The sequence below is a fragment of the Streptomyces sp. NPDC040622 genome (genome assembly GCF_055593965.1).
Map to the genome: position 1 here is coordinate 319,857 of NZ_JBVIXD010000008.1, position 17,011 is coordinate 336,867.

The following is a 17,011-nucleotide window of genomic DNA, read 5'->3' on the forward strand; positions in this document are numbered from 1 at the left end:
CTGTCGGCGGCCCCCCGGCTACCAGCCGCGCGCGGACTCCAACAGGTGGTCCCTGACCAGGGCTACGTGCGGGTTGTCCGCCGAGCCCGGCCGCTGCACGAGGTAGCCGGTGTTGATGGGCGGGTCGTCCGGGTCGTTCAGGAGCACCAGGGCTCCCGATGCGAGCTCGTCCGCGCACAGGTAACGGGGCAGCACGGTGAAGCCGGCGCCGCCCACCACGGCGGCCCTGACCGCGCGCAGGTCGGGCATGGTGACGGCCGGCGTGCACACCAGGCGCTTGCCGAAGACGTGGCGCCAGTAGCGGCGGACGACGGGCAGGTCCTCGCCGTACGCCACCAGGGGGACGCCGTGCAGAGCGGCGGGCCCGTCGGCGGCGATCCGGGCGGGCCCGCCGATCCGCTCGGCCCAGGCCGCCGTCGTGACCAGGACGAACTCCTCGTCGGCCAGCGGTACGGAGGCCGGTGCGCGGCCGCGCGGCCGGACCGTGGCGATCAGCAGGTCGTGGCGCCCCGCGCGCATCTCCTCCAGGAGCTCCTCCGTCAGGCCGGTCGCGATCCGCAGCACCACGCCCTTCTCCACCAGAGGCGCGAGCCGGGGCAGCACACAGTGGGAGAGGAGTTCGGCCGGGCCCGCCAGGTGAACCGGCTCGGCGGAGCCCGCACCGCCGTGACGCGCGACCTCGGCGAGGGCGTCCAGGGGTTCGACGATGCGGGACGCCAGCTCGTCGGCGAAGGGCGCGGGGGCCGCGCCGCGCGGCAGCCGTTCGAACAGCTCCCGGTCCAGCTGTCGCTCCAGGGAACGGATCTGCGCGGTGACCGTGGGCTGAGACAGGCCGAGGACCCGCGCGGCCGCGGTGAAGGAACCGGAGCGGTACACGGCGAGGAAGGTGCGCAGCTGGTTCAGGTCCAGCGATCCTGCGCCGCCGTGCGCCGGAACGGCGCGATCGTCGGCCGGGGATGCCGCCACCTTCCCATCAGCGTGGTTATCTCCCATGAGCGTGAGCCTAATGGATTCCGATGGGCAGGGCTCCTGTCAGGGCACCAGCGGGCTCACGGCGTCCGCGACGAAGCGGATGAAGCCCTCCGGGTCCGGTTCGTCGGCGGTGGGCTGCAGCACGACCGTGTCGGCGCCCGCCTCGGCGAGTCGGAGGACGCCCTGCGCCACCGCGTCGGCGTCTCCCGCGACCCCGAGGCCGGGATCGTGCAGACCTTCGCTCCCGAGCTCCGCCCGCAGCCGGTCCTCGGCGTCCGGGCCGGTCGCGGCGAGGAGGTAGGCCACCACGGGGTGGCCCCCGCCGCGCCCGGCCGACTTTCGCCCCTCGTCGATGAGCTGGCGGGCCTTGCGTACGCCCTCCGGTGACGTGCTCGCGTCCAGGATCGTGCCGTCCGCGGCCTCTCCGGTGAGCCGCACCGAGCGCGGGCCCCGTGCGCCCGCGTAGACCGCCGGTGCCGACGCGGGCGGCCAGTCGAGCGCGACGCCGTCGAGCCGTACGTACCGGCCTCGGGTCGTGACGCGCTCCCCGGCGAGCAGGGCCCGCATCGCGTCGAGGTGTTCGCGCAACAGGGTGAGCGGCGATTCGACCCGCGCTCCCACCTGCCCCATCCAGTCCTGCACGCCGTGCCCGATGCCGAGCATCGCGCGGTCGGGGAACAGCCGGTGCAGCGTGGCGGCCTCCATCGTGGCGAGGGCGACGTTGCGCAGGGGTACGGGGAGCAGCCCGACCCCGACGCGCAGCCGCTCGGACCACGCGAGGGCGGCGGCCGCGCTCGCGATGCCGCTCTCCAGGAAGCAGTCCTCCCAGAGCCACAGCTCCGCGAGTCCCGCCTCGTCCGCCGTACGCACCACGTCCCGCAGCCGCTCGGGAGGAAGTTGGGGCCGGAACACCACGCCGAGAGTCGTCATCCCGCCTTCCTACCGCCCTCTTCGGCCGCGATCAACGGATATTCCGCGCACCCCTCCAATCGGCGCGCCCGCCCACTCGGCACACTCATCGGTAAGGGTTGTGGTGCACAAGGTCATTACATGACGCTGATCCACATGAACCAGCCCACCGGACAACCCACTCTGAACCGCACCGAAGTGCGCCGGGCCGTCGAGGACGATCTTCCGGAGCTCGTACGCCTGCGGGCGCTGCTCTTCGAGACGCTCGGCGGCGCGTACTTCAACCCCTCACCGGAACCGGAGGACGGCGACTGGCGGCGCGAGCTCGCCGCCGTGCTCAAGGACCGGCTCACGTCGGACACCGCCCGCATCCTCGTCGTGGACGGCGAACAGGGCCTCGCCGCCTGCGGTATCGGCACCGTCGACCAGTGGTTCCCCGGCCCGCACAACCGCAACGGCCGAGTCGGCCACGTGATCGGCGTGGTCACCGACCCCGCGTACCGGCGCCGCGGCATCAGCCGCGCGGTCATGCGGGCGCTGCTCGACTGGTTCGAGGAGCGCGAGGCATCCCGCGTCGACCTGTACGCCTCCCCCGAGGGCGAACCCCTCTACCGGGACCTGGGCTTCGTCGACCACCCGGATCCGGCACTGTACCGGCGCCCCTGAACTCCCTTGAGCCGCCGCACACTTGACAGTCAGCCGTATCAGCTACTCCGGATGGTGAAAGGGATACCGGACCCCGCCGCTCCGCAGGATGATGGGAGTGAGGCGATACGGGGGTGCCGTCATGGCTGTTCGCTCCGGTCCGGGTGTTCTTCGCGTGCCCGTCTGGGCTTTCGCGATAGCCGGCTTCGTGCTGGTGGTGGGGTTGTTCTTCGGGATACGCCAGGTCGCCTCGCCCGGCGGCGGAGACGCCACCGGGGGCACCACGGGTGGGAGCGGCGGCGCGGGCGGGGGCACCACCACGGGAGGGGCGTCGTTCGGAACCTCCGGCGGATCGACGGACGGCGACTGGGAGACCGGCGGCGGCGACGGGGACAAGGACGGGGACCCGGGTGGTGGGGGCGGCGGGAACGGCAAGCCGCCCGGCTGGCTGCCGTGGGGGCCCAAGTCGCCCAACACCGACGAGGCCCTGGAACCGGACAGCGCGTACGACCTGCTCCAGCAGGGCGAGTGCCAACAGGCCTACGCCGCCGCGATCGACCCCCGGCTGCGGTCCGCCAACGCGGCGACTCCCCAGTCCTGGAAGGTCATCGAGGGGCTCGCCGGGGTCTGCAAGGCCGCACACGGCGAGCGCGCGGGTCTCGACATAGCGACAAAGGCCGAGGCGGGGCTGCGCTCGGCCGGCTACCGGCCCGGCGCCACCGACCAGTTGTGCAAGGACGGGGACGCCTACACGGTTCTGCAGGGCTTCGTCGCCTACTACCGCAGCCACCCCGGCGAGACCGTCGTGCTGCGGTCCGCCCCCGCGGGCACGGAGGCCTGCGCCAACTCCATCTCCGCCGACGACAGCAGCGTCGCGCCCGGCGCGGCCCTGTACCTCCACGGCACCTGGCCGGACGCGCCGGACACCGTGGAACTGCGGGCAGCGGAGCTGACGGCCCCGATCGTCCTGAAGCCCTTCGGCGACGCGGACGACAAGAGCAGGTGCTGCAAGGACGGCTCGATCACCGTGGACCTGCCGGGGCCCGACGGCTTCGGCGGCAACCGCCCGACCGCGATCGACGTGACGCTCGTGACGAAGAGCGGCGCGAGGGTCGTCCGGAAGGCGGCGTTCGCCCTCGACTGGAGCGGCATCGAATCACCGCGCTCACCCGCGCCCCCTCTCCCGCCCTCGCCCGTCTCGCCCGGGCCCGGTTCGCCTTCGCCCGTCTCCCCCGGCGCGCTCGCCCGATGAGCGAGCCGCCGCCGGCCCCGGAGCCGCCGCCGTCCGCTGGGCCGGGCGCCGACCCGGAACCAGCCGGTGACCCGGACCCGAACCCTCAGCCGGAGCCGCCCCCGGACCCGGAGCCGCCCCCGGACCCCCGGCCCGCCCCGGCCCCTTCCGAGAGCGGGGTCGGCTGGCTGGAGATCGTCGGGGCCATCGGATCCCTCGCCACCCTTCTGACGGCTGTCCTCTTCTACTTCGGCTGGGCGAGCACCGATGCCGAGACCAAGGCGCTGGGCCTGCGCGACACCGTCTTCCACTTCTCCACCAGCGACTATCTGTTGCGCAGCGTCGGCGCGCTCTACCTGCCCGCATGGCTCGCGGCAGGCGTGGCGCTCGGCACGCTCGGGCTGCTGCGCTGGACGGCCGGTGAACCGGAACGGCTCGCCCGCGCCGTCCGCGTGCTGCGGTACGGCTGGGCGGTCCCCCTCGCCCTCGTCCCCCTCTACCCGCTCAGCCCCTGGCTGTTCGACCTGCTGCTGCCGCTGACCGCGATCGGCGGCCTCGCGCTCAACGCGTACGCCCGTACCCGCGACCGCCGTGACCTGCGACTGTGGGGCCTCACCCTCTTCGTCTGCGTGCTCTCCCTGTTCTGGGCCGTGTCGGCCTACGCGGCGATCGCGGGCCGGGGGCGGGCGGAGCTGACCGAGCGGACGGTGCGCGGCGACTTCCCCGCGGTCGTCGTCTTCAGTGAGAAGGACCTGATGATCCGGGGCGGCGGCAGCTGCTTCCGCCGCGTCACCGACAAGGGGAGCCAGTACGCGTACGAGTACGCGGGGCTGCGCCTGTTCCACGTCTCCGGCGATCGCGTCTTCCTCGTGCCCCGCGACTGGACCCCCGAGGACGGCACCCTCTACGTCCTCACAGAAGGGGCGGGCCAGCGCGTCGACCTGCTCAGCGGGGCCGGCCACCGGGCGCGGGAGTGCCGCGGGTAGCGGATGATCGTTGCGTGAGCGGCAGCGAGGCGAAGGACCCGGATGTTCCGGCGGCGGGACGGCGACGCTCCTGGCTGCGGCCCGTCGCGTGGTGCGTCCTGGCGCTGTCGACCCTCGTGCTGGTCCTGGCCGGCTGCGCCCGCGCGACCGTCGTCAACCGTGTCTTCTACCAGGCCGTCCTGGACGAACAGAACGCGTACGAACGACTGTACGACCAGGTTCTCGTGGATCCCGCGACCGCGCGGGTCACGCGCGATCTCCTCGGACGCCTGCCCGTGCCCCAGGCACAGGTGACGGCCAATCTGAAGAACGTGCTGCCGCCCGCGACCCTGCGCACCCTGGTCGACGAGCAGATCGGGCACGCCGTGGCCTACCTGCGCGGGGAGGAGCCGCGGCTGGCCCTCACCGTCGACCTGCGGCCCGTGCTGACCAACATCGGCAGCTTCGCCGAGATCTACCTCGGGGATCTGGTCGCGTCCGCCCAGGGACGCCGGTCCGCGGACTTCCCCGCCTTCACGCGGGAGCTGACGGCGGCGCTCGACGACATCTCCCGGGGCCGCCGCCCCGAGAACCTGCCCGAGCTGCGCCTGGACCCCGCTGCCGCGCGGCAGGCCACCGAATGGCTGATGGAGCCCGTGCCGAAGGACCGACGGGCCGCCCTGCGCCCGCAGGTGGAGGCGGCCCTCGGCACCGGTGACGCGGCCTCGGCCCTGGCCGCCGTCGGCCCGTACGCGCTCGGCGGCAGAGGCGGCGGGGCCGCCTCCGACCTGACGGCCCTCACGGACGACGGGCACTGGAACGTGGTGCCGGACCTGGAGAAGGCGGGTGTCGACCTGGGCGCGGCCAAGGAGGCCCGCTTCTTCACCCAGCTGACGCTGGGCGCGGTCCAGGGCGTCGCCTGCGCGCTCGCCCTCGGCTCGGCCGCGGTGCTCGCCTTCACGGGGGCCGCTTCCTGGGCGCTCCGGCTGCGCCGGACCGGTACGGCGCTGGCGGTCGGCGGCGCGCTCTCGGCCGTGGTCCTCGCCGTGGCCCGCTGGAAGGCGGGCGACCTGATGGCGCGTCCCCCGTCGAGCTGGCCGCCCTCGGTCGCCCGGCTCCTGGACGACGTCCAGCACGGTGCGGCCGACGCGCTGCTCCAGGTGGGGCTGATCACCTCGGCGCTGCCGCTGCTCGCCGGTCTGGTCCTGGCCGGGGCGTCCTGGGCGTACGAGAAGGCGGCGGCGCGGCGCGCCCCGCGGCTGTCCGCACGGCGGCGGGTCGTGGTCCTCGGCACGGCCGTCGGAGCCCTGGTGGTGCTCGCGACGGCGGGGGCGGTGCTGGCCCCGATGGCGGCGGGCAAGGAGGCCCGCGAGCTGTGCCTCGGATCGGAGTCGCTGTGCGACAAGCGGTACGACCAGGTCGCCTATCTGGCCACGCACAACGCGATGTCGACAACGGCGGACAGGTTCATCGGCCCGCTCCAAGATCCGGACATCGTCGCCCAGCTGGATGCCGGGGCCCGCGGCCTGCTCATCGACAGCCAGACCTGGGAGACCCCCGCCGAGGTCGCCGAGCGGCTCAAGGAGGCGGACTTCCCGCCGGACATGAAGCAGCAGATCACGCGGCTCGTCGAGCGGGCCAACCCGCCGCGCCCCGGCCTGTGGCTGTGCCACGCGGTGTGCAGGGCGGGCGCGATTCCCCTGGTGGAGACGTTGCGCAAGCTCGGCACCTGGCTGGACGAACACCCCGGTGACGTCGTCACGCTGGTCATTCAGGACTCCATCGACGGTGCACAGACCCGGCAGGCGTTCCGGCAGGCGGGCCTGGAGCGGCTGGTGTTCACGCCGCACGCCGACCCCGACCGCCCGTGGCCCACCCTGGGCGACATGGTGGACTCCGGTCGCCGTCTCGTGGTCTTCGCCGAAGAAGCCGACGGGCCCGCTCCCTGGTACCGGAACTTCTACCGGTACGGCATGGAAACCCCGTTCGCGTTCACCTCTCCCGAGGAGATGAGCTGCGTCCCGCACCGCGGCGGCACCGGCAAGCGGCTGTTCCTCCTGAACCACTTCATCACCGACATGGGCGGCAGCAGGCTCGACGCCGCCGTCGTCAACAAGCGCGACTTCATCCTGGAGCGGGCACGGCGCTGCGAGCGGGACCGCGGCCGGCCGGTGAACCTCGTCGCGGTCGACTTCGCCACCATCGGCGATGCGCTGGGGGCGGTCGACGCGCTCAACAAGCGGCGTTGAGCGGTCCCTTCACGGCGGCGGACACGGCGTGTTCGGTGAAGCGGCCGCAGGAGCGGAACCCCAGGCGCCGGTAAACGGCCTCCGGATGCTCGCGGAATCCTGAACGGGCCTGCGGGGCACCGTGCCTCAGGTCACACGAGGGCGCCGGAACTCAGGGCGCGTCCGGGCCGACTTCTGACGAGGACCTGACGAGCCGGGGAGCGAAGGAGTGTCTGTGACGGCCGAGCCGAGGGATGTGCGGGAGACGGCCCCCGTGGGCGGTGGGCGTCGTGCCGAGGGTGCGATGACCGCGCTGCTGACCAGTGCCATGGCCTTCTCGATGATGCAGCTCTTCCTGCTCGGGGCGCTCGGCCCGCGCCTCGTGCGCGACCTGGATGTCTCGCCGGCCCTGCTGGGCCTGACGACCACGGTCGGTTTCGGCGCGGCGGCCGTGCTCTCGCCGCTCGGCGGCCGTGTCGTGGACCGGGTGGGGCCACGCCGCTGCCTGGTGGCTCTGCTCGCGGTGGCGGCCGGGGCCCTCGCGCTGATCGGTTCGGCGCCCGGTGCCGGGTTCCTGCTGGCCGCGGTCGCGCTCGGCGGACTGCCGCAGGCCCTCGCCAACCCGGCCACCAACAAGGCGATCCTGGCGGCCGTTCCCGCGCCGCGGCGGGGCCCAGTCACGGGCATGAAGCAGTCGGGCGTACAGCTCGGCGCGTTCGCGGCCGGCCTGCCGCTCAGCGCGCTCGCCGGGGTCGCTGGCTGGCGCGCCGCCGTGTGGACGGCGGCGCTCGCGGCGGTGGCGGCCGCGGTGTGGGCGGCCCGTTCGCTGCCCGCCGATCCGGCCCCGAAGTCCGCGCCGCCGACCGCCTGGCTGCCGCGGGGCACGATCGCCTGGCTGTCGGTGTTCTCCCTGCTGCTCGGCTGCGGGATCGCGTCCGTGAACACGTACTTGTCGCTGTACGGGGCCGAGCGGCTCGGCTTGGGGCCGACGGCGGCCGGGGCGCTCGTGGCGGTCCTGGGTCTCGCGGGGATCGCGGGCCGGGTGGGCTGGTCGAAGGTCGCGGGCCGGCCCGACCGGGCCCGGTGGCTGCCCGCCGTCCTCGCCGTCGGTGCCGTGGCGGCGGCGCTGCTGCTCGCCGCCTCGGCGTACGCGCATCCGTTGGCGTGGTTCGCGGCGGTCTCCGTCGGTGTCTTCGCGGTGGCCGCCAACGCGGTGTCCATGGTGCTGGTGATGCAGCGGGCCGCGCCCGGCCGGGCCGGCCAGGACTCGGCGCTGGTCGCGGCGGGGTTCTTCGCCGGATTCGCCGTCGGGCCACCGCTGTTCGGGCTGCTGGCCTCGGCCGGGAGGTACGGGACCGGATGGCTGGTGGTGGCGGGCGAGTTCGCGGGGGCGGGTGCCGTGGCACTGCTGTGGGCGGCGCGGGAGCGGCGTGCGGTGGGGACGGCGGCACGATGAGCGAGGGCCGCGACAGGGGGAGGACGTTCCGTGCGGACACGCACACGGCCCCGTACCGCACGACTCACGAGCCCCCGGACACCACTGGGCCGGGGAACCGCCTCTCCCCCGCCGGCACCGAGCTCTCCCCCGCCGGGGCCGAGGCCGCCCTCGCCGCTCTCCTGGACCGGGTCGCCGCCACCCTCGCCCAAGTCGGCGACCGCTTCCCGCTCTTCGCGGACCCGGAGACCGGGTGGTGGACGACATCGCGACGCGGATCGTGGACGGGCGGGTTCTGGGCCGGGGCGCTGTGGCTGCGCGCCCGCGTCTCGGGGGACGCGGCGGACCGGGCCGCCGCGGTCGCCTGCACCGGCCGTCTCGCGCCGATGGCGGACGCGGACACGGCTGCCCGTGGCTTGATCTTCTGGTACGGCACCGTGCTCGCGGACGACCCCGCGTCGACGGCCCTGCGCGAGCGCGCGGCCCGGGCCTGTCTGGACGCGTACGATCCCGGGCTCGGCCTGGTCCCCTGGGGGTCCGCCTTCGGCGGGGAGCGCCTGCTCGCGCGGGTGGACGGCGTGCCGGGCCTGGTGCCGCTGCTCGCGACCGTGGCCCCGCGGGTGGCCTCTGCCCACCTGCGCCGCCATCTCGAACTCTGCCTGGCCGAGCCGCCCTGCGGCTGGTCGTTTCGTCGCGACCCGCGGGCGGGCTGGACCGCTCTCGACGATCCGTCCCCTGGCTGGAGCCGGGGCCGGGCCTGGCTGCTGCTGGCCGTCGCCGACGCCGAACGGCGCCTCACCGTGCGCGACGACGGGAACGGCCGCCCGCCCGGCGCGGGCGACCTCCGCTCCGCGGCAGCCGTGTTGGGAGCACCGACGCACGTACCGGCGGCGGACGAGGCCCACCCGGCCGGTCCCCTGGACACCTCCGCCGCCGCCCTGTCGGCGCTCGCGCTCCTCAAGCTCGGGCGGCGGAACCACGCGGCCACGCTCCTGGCCCGTCTCGTCGGCGACCACCTCACGCGGGACGGACGGCTCCTGGACGGCTGCTACGACCTGGCCTCCGGAACCGCCGTTCGGCACGAGCTGATCTGGGGCGACTTCTTCCTGGCGTGCGCGCTGGCGGTGCTGACGGGCGTGGTCGACGCGGGAGACGTGTAGGGCGGGCGGGGACGCGGAACCCCCGCTCGTCCGCGTCGAGACGCAGGACGAGCGGGGGCCGTGGTGCTGCCGTGCGCGGTACGCGCTCAGCGGAGGCAACGCTGCCCGATCAGTGCGCGAAGCCCCAGTCGAGGATCTTGGCGGCGTCGTCGAAGCGGGTCTTGTCGGTCGCGAGGACGGCGCCGACCAGCGTGCGGTTGTCCCGCTCGGCGGCGAACACGAGGGCGTACCCGGCCTCGGGACCGCTGCCGGTCTTGATACCCAGGGCGCCGTCGTACGTGCCCAGCAGCTGGTTGGTGTTCTCCCAGCTGTAGTACCGGGTGCGACCGTTGGCAGCGGGGGCCTCGGTCTTGTACTGCCGCTGCTTCACGACGTCCGCGAACACCGGCTGCAGCATCGCGCGCTGGCCGAGCTTGGCCATGTCGCGGGCGCTGCTGCGGTTGTCGCCGTTGGCGATGCCGTCCACGGAGTCGAAGTGGGTCTTGGTCAGGCCCAGTTGCTGCGCCTCGGCGTTCATCTGCCGTACGAAGTCGGCGACCCGCGCCTCCTCGGTGTCCCCGACGCCGAAGGTGTCGGCGAGGGCGCGCGCGGCGTCCGCCCCGGACGGGATCAGCGCGGCGTGCAGCAGTTGCCTGACGGTCAGCTTGTCGCCGGTCTGGAGGTCGGCCGTGCTGGCACCGACCTTCGCGACGTAGTCCCGGTACTCCTGCTTCACCGTGATCTGCCGGTCGAGGGACTCCGGGTGCCTCAGCACCACCAAGGCGGTCATGATCTTGGTGGTGCTGGCCATCGACACACTCTCGTCCGCCTTGGCCCCGGCCCACATCTCCCGCTCCTGACTGCCGTCGCGGGTGTCGAGCAGGAAGGCGTGGTCGGCCTTGACGACGGGGGCGGCCTGGTCCTTCGCGTCCGGCGTGCCCTGGTCGGGTCTGACGGGAGTGGTGGCCTCGCCGTGCTGCGGGCCGTTCTCCTCGGCGGAGTGGGGGGCTTGAGTGGTGGCCGCCTGGGCGATGCCGCCTGCGGTGATCGGCAGGACGGCGCCGACCAGTGCGACCGTCGCGAGCCTGGCCCCGGTGCGGTGTATCCGGTTGGGGCGGGCGTGGGAACCCATAGGCATCCCTTCTCTCCGGCGCAGGGGAACGCCGGACGTGCGGTGTGAAATCGTTGCACCTTGAACCTACTTGCGCACTGACGACCGCTTCAAGATCGCTTTGTCATAGCTGGGTAACAGGGTTGACTTCAGTGCGGTCGAGAACCGTACATACCGGACCATCGGCCCACGGTGGCGACTCCTCGGAGAGGGGCGTCTCTTGCGACCGCGGCCGCAAGAGACGCCCAGGCGCTCCAGCTCAGTTGCTCCTCAGCGGAATGCGGCGAGGTTCCGGGCGACCCAGTCGCCGAAGGGGCGCGGGGTCCGGCCGAGGACTCGTTCCACGTCCGGGCTGATCCTCAATTCGGCCTCGTTCGGGGCGGCGATGATGTCCAGGGTGTCTTCGGCGAGCTCCGACGGCACGAAGGGGGTCATGCCGGCCTTGGCCTCGTCGCGGGTGAGTTCGTGGAACCGCACGGGCGAGCCGAGGGCCGCCGCGATCGTCTCCGCCTGTTGACGCGGCGTGATCACCTCCGGCCCGGTCAGCTCGTACACCCCGCCGGTGTGCCGGTCGCCCAGCAGGCAGGCCGCCGCGACCTCGGCGATGTCGGCCGGGTCGACGACCGGCACTCCCACGTCGCCGAAGGGTGCGGCGACCACCCCTTGCGTGCGGACCGACCCGGCCCAGGCCAAGGCGTTGGAGGCGAAGCCGCCCGGCCGCAGGACGGCCCAGTCCAGGCCGGACTCACGCAACGCGTCCTCCAGCGCGCGCATCGCGACCCGCGTCGGCCCGAGAGGCCTGGTGGACACGCCCTGCGAGGACAGCAGGACGACCCGGCGCACGCCGCAGGCCGCGGCCCGCGCGACGATGTCGGCCGGCCCGGCGTCAGGGGCGTGCAGGTCGCCGGAGAGCAGCAGGAACAGCGCCTTCGCCCCGTCCAACACGGGTGCGAGGCCCGCCGGTTCCGCCAAGTCGGCCGCCACGTGCCGGACGCCGTCGGGCATCGCCGCCGCGCGCCGGGACACCGCCGTCACCTGCTCGCCCGCCTCCGCCAGGGCCCGCGTCAGAGGCCGCCCCACGTTTCCGGTAGCCCCGGTCACCACGATCATGTTCAGCTCCTAGTCCGTTGTGCGCTGCGGAAACTGACGTTAGGAGCCGGACTTACTCACCGTAAGGACATACCCAAAGGTAAGCTCCGGACATGGATGAAGGCACGCAGCTGACGAAGGCCGGGGCAGGCAGCCGCTATGACGTGTTTCACACCGACTGTCCCGCGCGCGACGTCGTCGACCACGTGACCAGCAGGTGGGGCATCTGGGTGCTGATCTCCTTGCGGAGCAACGACCTTCGGTTCTACGAGCTGCGCGACAGCATCCGGGGCATCAGCGAGAAGATGCTCGCCCAGACCCTGCGCGCGCTCGTCCAGGACGGCCTGATCTGGCGGAACGTCGAACCGACGACACCACCCCAGGTCACCTACGGTCTGACCGAGTTCGGCCAGGACATCGGCGAGCCCCTGACGGCCCTGTTCGACCGGATCACCCAGCGGCTGCCGCAGCGCGGCGAGGCATAGCACGGAGCCGCTCCGCCGCGCAGGCACCTCCCGCCCGACCTGGCGGCCTACGCCGGCCCGGCGCGCAGCACCCGGCGGGCGACCGACGTGATGTGCAGTTCGTCCGGGCCGTCGAGGATGCGGGCCGCGCGGCCGGTGCGGTAGAGCGCGGGCAGCGCGGTGTCCGGGCCGAGCCCCGCCGCGCCGTACACCTGGATCGCCGCGTCGGCGACCTGCTGGAGCGTCCGTGCGGCGGCGACCTTCGCGAGGCCCACCTCCACGTGTGCGTCGGTCCCCGCGGCGACCTTCGCCACGGCCTCGTACACGAGCGGTCGGGTGGTGCGCAGGGACAGCAGGGACTCGAAGACGTGGCGCTGGACGAGCTGGAGGTCGCCCAGCGGGCCGCGCGAGCGGGTACGGGTGACGGCCCGCTCCCGCATCAGCTCGAAGGCCCTGCCCGCCTGTCCGAGCCAGCGCAGGCAGCGCAGGGTGCGGCCGAGCAGGAGGCGTTCGCCCGCGACCGCGAGGGCTTCGCCGGGCGCGCCGATCACGTGGTCGGCGCCGACCGTCACGCCGTCGAGTTCGATCTCCCACTGCCCTGCCGCGCCGAGTACGGGCAGGGGGCGCACCACGCGGAATCCGGGAGCCTCGGTGGGGACGAGCAGCAAGGACAGGCCCGTGCGGTCCGGGGCCCTGCCGTGGGTGCGGGCGAGGACCGTGACCAGGTCGGCGCCGGCCGCCCCGCTGATGAACCACTTGCGGCCGCTCAGGCGCCAACCGCCGTCCTCCAGCGGCTCGGCGCGGGTGGCGGTGAGGAAGGGGTCCGTGCCGGGGGTGTCGGGTTCGGTCATCGCGTAACAGGCACGCAGATCACCGGCGGCGAGGCGGTGCACGTACCGCTCGCGGACGTGCGGGCTGCCCCTCCCGGCCAGCATCAGGACGTCGAGGAGCGGCGCCGAGCCGAGGGCCGCCGGGCCGTGGTCGCTGGCGCCCTCCGCCTCGGCGACATGCGCGTACGAGGTCAGGTCCAGGCCCTGGCCGCCCGACTCGACGGGGAGCGGCAGTGCCCACAGCCCGGCGGCCTTCGCCTCCTTCCGCAGCCGGCCCAGGGTCTCTGCCGCGTCCGGTCCCCCGGCGTCCAGGACCGGTTCGCAGGGCATCACGCGCTCTCGTACGAAGGCGGCGACCCGGTCCCGTACCTCGACGGCGTCCACCGGGCAGGAAGGCCCTCCGCACACGTCCCACATCTGCCGCTCCCTCACATTTCTCCCGTCGCGCGGGAACTCCCGCGAACGGCCGTCCGACTGACTCTTCTGTGGAACAGGTCGGGGGCGCGGGCCCCCGAGTTCCCGCGCGCAAGGAATGGAGAGGCATGGCGACACCGATCACGCAGGTCATACCGGCGCTCGCGCGGACCGCCGCACCGCTGGAGGGGCTGCACACGGAGAACTCGGGGCCGCCGGGTCCCGCCGACGAACTGGTCTCGGAGCACCTACGGCTGCTCGGCGCCCGGGTCGCCGGCCGCCCGGGCGGCCTGGTCACTCTCGACGGCGGTGAACTGGGAACGGTCGGCGCACGTGCGACGTGGAGTGCGCGGGAGGACGTCGTCGACGAGGCCACCGTCCAGGCGGCCACCGGCATCATGGCGGTGCACGGGCGCCGTGACGGCGGGCCGCGCGGTCTGGCCGTCGACTACGCCGCCACCGCCACCGGGATCCTGACCGTGCAAGGGCTGCTCGCGGCGCTCCTCGCGGGGGCGCGCGGCGGGCGCGCAGCTCACGTGGAGGTCAGCGCGGAGCGGGCCGGGCTGCTCGCCGTCTCCCAGTATCTGGCCGCGGCGGGGGCCGAGGAGGGCGAGGCCGCCGAACTCGCCGCAGGCGGGCCGCCGTTCACCTCCGCCGACGGGGTCGTCTTCGAGCTGGAGACGCTCGATCCGGGGGTGTGGGCGGCGTTCTGGCGCACGCTGGGCGCTCCCGAGGAGGCGGTCCGCCGCGGCTGGCGGCCCTTCCAGTTCCGGTACGCCACCGCCTGCGCGCCCTTCCCCGAGGTTCTGCACGGGGTGGTGCGGGGCCATGCGTGGCAGCGGGTGCGGGAGGCCGCCGATGCGGCGGGCGCCGATGTGTGCCGGCTGCGGTCGCTCCAGGAGCGGGCGGCCGAGTTCGACGGACGGCCGCCGTGGGAACTCACCGCCCACGAAGGGGCGTACACCAGCGCTCCCACGGCCGCGGCCGCCCCCGGCGGCGGACCCCTCGCCGGGATCACGGTCCTCGAGGCCGGCCGCCGCATCCAGGCGCCGCTCGCCGCACACCTGTTGGGCCTGCTCGGCGCGGAGGTCATCCGTGTCGAGCCGCCGGGCGGCGACCCACTGCGCGGCATGCCGCCCGCCTGCTCCGGCGTCTCGGCGCGCTGGCTCGCCCTGAACCGGGGCAAGCGGGCCGTCGAGGTGGACATCAAGTCGGCGACCGACCGTGCCCGGCTGCGCGACCTGGTGGCGGACGCGGACGTGTTCCTGCACAACTGGGCGCCCGGCAAGGCCGCCCAACTGGGCCTCGACGACCGCGAGCTGGCCGCCGTGAACCCCTCACTCGTCTACGCGTACACGAGCGGGTGGGCCGGCCGGCTGGCCGACGCCCCCTTGGGCACCGACTTCATGGTGCAGGCCCGCACCGGCGTCGGGGCCGCCGCACGCCCCGCCGACGAACCGCCCGCGCCGTCCCTGATGACCCTGCTCGACGTGCTCGGCGGACTGCTCGGCACCGAGGCGGTCCTCGCCGGCCTGCTGCTGCGCGAACGCACCGGCGCCGGTGTCCGCGTGGACTCGTCCCTGCTCGGCGCCGCCGACGTGCTCACCGCGCCCGCCCTGGCCCGGGCCACGCAAGGGCTCGAGCCACGGCGGCCGGCCGGTTTCCGCCGTCCCCTGCGCACCGCCGACGGGTGGATCGCCCTGCCGGACCACGGCGCGCTCCCGTACGACGTGCGTGAACTGCCCACCGGGCAGGCCCTGGAGCGGCTGCGGAGCCTCGGCCCCGCCGCCGTGCCGGTCGTCACGGACATCGCCGATCTCCTCTCCAGCGACGCCGTCGGCCGCGATGTCCACGGCGCCCCCGCCGTGCCCGACCCCTGGAGCTTCCTGTGACCGTGGACCTGCACGACCTGCTGCCCGGCGAGCTGCGCCGCTCGTGGGCGGTGGACGGCACCTGCCCCGACCTCGACCTCTACAGCCTCTACCGGGCACGCCGGATCGCCGATCCGCACCGCACCGCGGTGATCGACGCCAAGGGCAAGCTCTGTTACACCGCCCTGGACCGCAAGGTCCGATGTCTGGCCGCCGGGCTCGCGGAGCTCGGCATACGCGCCGGTGACGTGGTCGGCGTCCAGCTCCCCAACGGGCGTCACGCGGTCATCGCGGACCTGGCGATCGCCGCGCTCGGCGCCGTCGCGCTACCCTTCCCCGTCGGCCGGGGCGGCCTGGAGGCCGCCTCGCTGCTGCGCAGGTCCGAGGCGGTCGCGGTGATCGCCGCGAGCGAGCACCGAGGCAGCCGGCACGCGGCCGACCTGGCGGCGTCGGTCGGAGTCCTGCCCGCGCTGCGTACGGTCGTCGCGGCCGGTGACGCGCCCGAAGGGACCGTTCCGCTCGCCCGGTTGCTGCGCACCGACCCGAAGGCGTTCGTCCCGGCCCGGCCCGACCCCGACTCCGCCGCGCGCATCCTCGTCTCCTCGGGCTCCGAGTCCGAGCCGAAGATGGTCGCGTACTCGCACAACGCGCTCGCCGGGGGCCGCGGCAACTTCTTCGCCTCCCTGATGCCGGACGGGCAGCCGCCGCGCTGTCTGTTCCTGGTGCCGCTGGCCTCGGCGTTCGGCAGCAACGGCACCGCCGTCACGCTCGCCCGGCACGGCGGCACGCTGGTCCTGCTCGACCACTTCACTCCCGAGGCCGCCCTGGAGGCACTCGCCGCACACGAGCCGACCCACCTCCTGGGCGTCCCCACGATGATCCGGATGCTGCTCGACCGGATCGCGCAGAGCGGCCGGAGGGACCTCGTCCCGCCCACGGCCCTGGTCGTCGGCGGCTCGCCGCTGGACGGGTCGACGGCCGCGGAGGCACGCCAGGCCTTCGGCTGTCCTGTCGTGAACCTCTACGGGTCCGCGGACGGCGTCAACTGCCACACGGGACTGGCCGACAGCGGCGCGGGCGGTGAAGGGCCCGGCATCCTCGCGGGCCATCCCGACCGGCGGGTGGCCGACATACGGATAGCCGTGCCCGGCACTCCCCACCTCGTGGAGGCCGCGCGGGGGACGGTCGGTGAGATCGTCGCCCGCGGCCCCATGACGCCGCTGTGCTACGTCGCCGCCCCCGACCTCGACGCCCGCTACCGCACGTCGGACGGGTGGGTGCGCACCGGTGACCTCGGGGTCCTCTCGCAGGACGGGGCGCTGCGGATCGTCGGGCGGCTGAAGGACGTGGTGATCCGGGGCGGCGCCAACATCAGCCCGGCGGAGGTGGAGGTGGAGCTCGCCGGGCATCCGCTGGTGCGGGACGTGGTGTGCGTGGGCGTGCCCGACCCCCTCATGGGCGAGCGGCTCGCGGCCTGCGTGGTCGCCCGGGACGGCGGAGCCCTCACGCTTCAGGAGTTGTGCGCGCACCTCGACGCGCGGGGCCTGGAGCGGCGCAAGCACCCCGAACGACTGCTGGTGCTGGCCGAGTTGCCGCTGACCCCGGCGGGCAAGCCCGACCGCGCCGCGCTGCGGAAACGGTTCGTGCCGAAGGAGGAACCGCGGCCCGTGGCGTCGGTGGGCTGATACGGCCGTCAGGCTGCCGTGGT

The 17,011-nt window shown here is 74.1% G+C and carries 14 protein-coding genes; 9 read left to right on the plus strand and 5 right to left on the minus strand.

Annotated features, from left to right (window positions below):
- Nucleotides 1–18: 18 nt before the first annotated feature.
- Together ACZ592_RS24675 and ACZ592_RS24680 are read right to left on the minus strand one after the other, a co-directional pair.
- The gene (locus tag ACZ592_RS24675) at nucleotides 19–993 is read right to left on the minus strand and encodes a LysR family transcriptional regulator (RefSeq protein WP_471583784.1); all 975 of its coding nucleotides are present in this window, start codon (nucleotides 991–993) and stop codon (nucleotides 19–21) included.
- Nucleotides 994–1,032: 39 nt separating this feature from the next.
- On the minus strand, nucleotides 1,033–1,902 hold the full coding sequence (locus ACZ592_RS24680; RefSeq protein ID WP_471583785.1) for an LLM class flavin-dependent oxidoreductase: 870 nt from the start codon (nucleotides 1,900–1,902) through the stop codon (nucleotides 1,033–1,035).
- A 120-nt stretch (nucleotides 1,903–2,022) separates the two neighbouring features.
- Between ACZ592_RS24680 and ACZ592_RS24685 the strand changes: the two genes are divergently transcribed.
- The 6 genes from ACZ592_RS24685 (at nucleotide 2,023) to ACZ592_RS24710 (ending at nucleotide 9,545) form a co-directional block, all read left to right on the plus strand.
- Nucleotides 2,023–2,547, plus strand: a complete 525-nt coding sequence (locus ACZ592_RS24685; RefSeq protein WP_471583786.1) for a GNAT family N-acetyltransferase — start codon at nucleotides 2,023–2,025, stop codon at nucleotides 2,545–2,547.
- A gap of 154 nt (nucleotides 2,548–2,701) precedes the next feature.
- Nucleotides 2,702–3,778 carry a hypothetical protein gene (locus ACZ592_RS24690; RefSeq protein WP_471583787.1) on the plus strand — a complete coding sequence of 359 codons (1,077 nt, stop codon included), beginning with the start codon at nucleotides 2,702–2,704 and terminating at the stop codon, nucleotides 3,776–3,778.
- Entirely contained in the window at nucleotides 3,775–4,743 is a 969-nt protein-coding gene (locus ACZ592_RS24695; RefSeq protein WP_471583788.1) for a hypothetical protein, read from the plus strand. The genes ACZ592_RS24690 and ACZ592_RS24695 overlap by 4 nt, the downstream gene beginning before the upstream one ends.
- A 14-nt stretch (nucleotides 4,744–4,757) precedes the next feature.
- Nucleotides 4,758–6,971, plus strand: a complete 2,214-nt coding sequence (locus tag ACZ592_RS24700; protein ID WP_471583789.1) for a PI-PLC domain-containing protein — start codon at nucleotides 4,758–4,760, stop codon at nucleotides 6,969–6,971.
- A 283-nt stretch (nucleotides 6,972–7,254) separates the two neighbouring features.
- On the plus strand, nucleotides 7,255–8,406 hold the full coding sequence (locus tag ACZ592_RS24705; RefSeq protein ID WP_471583985.1) for an MFS transporter: 1,152 nt from the start codon (nucleotides 7,255–7,257) through the stop codon (nucleotides 8,404–8,406).
- The gene (locus ACZ592_RS24710; protein ID WP_471583790.1) at nucleotides 8,403–9,545 is read left to right on the plus strand and encodes a sugar ABC transporter permease; all 1,143 of its coding nucleotides are present in this window, start codon (nucleotides 8,403–8,405) and stop codon (nucleotides 9,543–9,545) included. Before ACZ592_RS24705 ends, ACZ592_RS24710 begins: the two co-directional genes overlap by 4 nt.
- A 109-nt stretch (nucleotides 9,546–9,654) precedes the next feature.
- On the opposite strand, the gene ACZ592_RS24715 is transcribed toward ACZ592_RS24710, so the two are convergent.
- Both ACZ592_RS24715 and ACZ592_RS24720 read right to left on the minus strand, forming a co-directional pair.
- Nucleotides 9,655–10,656 carry a D-alanyl-D-alanine carboxypeptidase family protein gene (locus tag ACZ592_RS24715; RefSeq protein WP_471583791.1) on the minus strand — a complete coding sequence of 334 codons (1,002 nt, stop codon included), beginning with the start codon at nucleotides 10,654–10,656 and terminating at the stop codon, nucleotides 9,655–9,657.
- A 249-nt stretch (nucleotides 10,657–10,905) separates the two neighbouring features.
- Nucleotides 10,906–11,745, minus strand: coding sequence for an SDR family oxidoreductase (locus tag ACZ592_RS24720; RefSeq protein ID WP_471583792.1), 840 nt, complete (start codon nucleotides 11,743–11,745; stop codon nucleotides 10,906–10,908).
- A 92-nt stretch (nucleotides 11,746–11,837) separates the two neighbouring features.
- Here ACZ592_RS24720 and ACZ592_RS24725 point away from each other — a divergent pair, with 92 nt between their 5' ends.
- Complete coding sequence (locus tag ACZ592_RS24725; protein ID WP_471583793.1) at nucleotides 11,838–12,209, plus strand: winged helix-turn-helix transcriptional regulator; 372 nt, start codon at nucleotides 11,838–11,840, stop codon at nucleotides 12,207–12,209.
- Nucleotides 12,210–12,256: 47 nt separating this feature from the next.
- Here ACZ592_RS24725 and ACZ592_RS24730 read toward each other — a convergent pair whose 3' ends face one another.
- On the minus strand, nucleotides 12,257–13,435 hold the full coding sequence (locus tag ACZ592_RS24730) for an acyl-CoA dehydrogenase family protein (protein WP_471583794.1): 1,179 nt from the start codon (nucleotides 13,433–13,435) through the stop codon (nucleotides 12,257–12,259).
- A gap of 125 nt (nucleotides 13,436–13,560) precedes the next feature.
- Between ACZ592_RS24730 and ACZ592_RS24735 the strand changes: the two genes are divergently transcribed.
- Nucleotides 13,561–15,324 (plus strand): CoA transferase, encoded by a 1,764-nt coding sequence (locus ACZ592_RS24735; protein ID WP_471583795.1) that lies wholly within the window; start codon nucleotides 13,561–13,563, stop codon nucleotides 15,322–15,324.
- The gene (locus ACZ592_RS24740; RefSeq protein WP_471583796.1) at nucleotides 15,321–16,988 is read left to right on the plus strand and encodes a class I adenylate-forming enzyme family protein; all 1,668 of its coding nucleotides are present in this window, start codon (nucleotides 15,321–15,323) and stop codon (nucleotides 16,986–16,988) included. Before ACZ592_RS24735 ends, ACZ592_RS24740 begins: the two co-directional genes overlap by 4 nt.
- Nucleotides 16,989–17,011: the final 23 nt, after the last annotated feature.

Excerpts from the sequence above, each read along its gene's own strand:
- ACZ592_RS24675 (WP_471583784.1), bottom strand. The coding sequence starts at position 993 with ATGGGAGATAACCACGCTGATGGGAAGGTGGCGGCATCCCCGGCCGAC.
- ACZ592_RS24680 (WP_471583785.1), bottom strand. The coding sequence starts at position 1,902 with ATGACGACTCTCGGCGTGGTGTTCCGGCCCCAACTTCCTCCCGAGCGG.
- ACZ592_RS24685 (WP_471583786.1), top strand. The coding sequence starts at position 2,023 with ATGACGCTGATCCACATGAACCAGCCCACCGGACAACCCACTCTGAAC.
- ACZ592_RS24695 (WP_471583788.1), top strand. The coding sequence starts at position 3,775 with ATGAGCGAGCCGCCGCCGGCCCCGGAGCCGCCGCCGTCCGCTGGGCCG.
- ACZ592_RS24705 (WP_471583985.1), top strand. The coding sequence starts at position 7,255 with ATGACCGCGCTGCTGACCAGTGCCATGGCCTTCTCGATGATGCAGCTC.
- ACZ592_RS24710 (WP_471583790.1), top strand. The coding sequence starts at position 8,403 with ATGAGCGAGGGCCGCGACAGGGGGAGGACGTTCCGTGCGGACACGCAC.
- ACZ592_RS24715 (WP_471583791.1), bottom strand. The coding sequence starts at position 10,656 with ATGGGTTCCCACGCCCGCCCCAACCGGATACACCGCACCGGGGCCAGG.
- ACZ592_RS24720 (WP_471583792.1), bottom strand. The coding sequence starts at position 11,745 with ATGATCGTGGTGACCGGGGCTACCGGAAACGTGGGGCGGCCTCTGACG.
- ACZ592_RS24725 (WP_471583793.1), top strand. The coding sequence starts at position 11,838 with ATGGATGAAGGCACGCAGCTGACGAAGGCCGGGGCAGGCAGCCGCTAT.
- ACZ592_RS24730 (WP_471583794.1), bottom strand. The coding sequence starts at position 13,435 with ATGTGGGACGTGTGCGGAGGGCCTTCCTGCCCGGTGGACGCCGTCGAG.
- ACZ592_RS24735 (WP_471583795.1), top strand. The coding sequence starts at position 13,561 with ATGGCGACACCGATCACGCAGGTCATACCGGCGCTCGCGCGGACCGCC.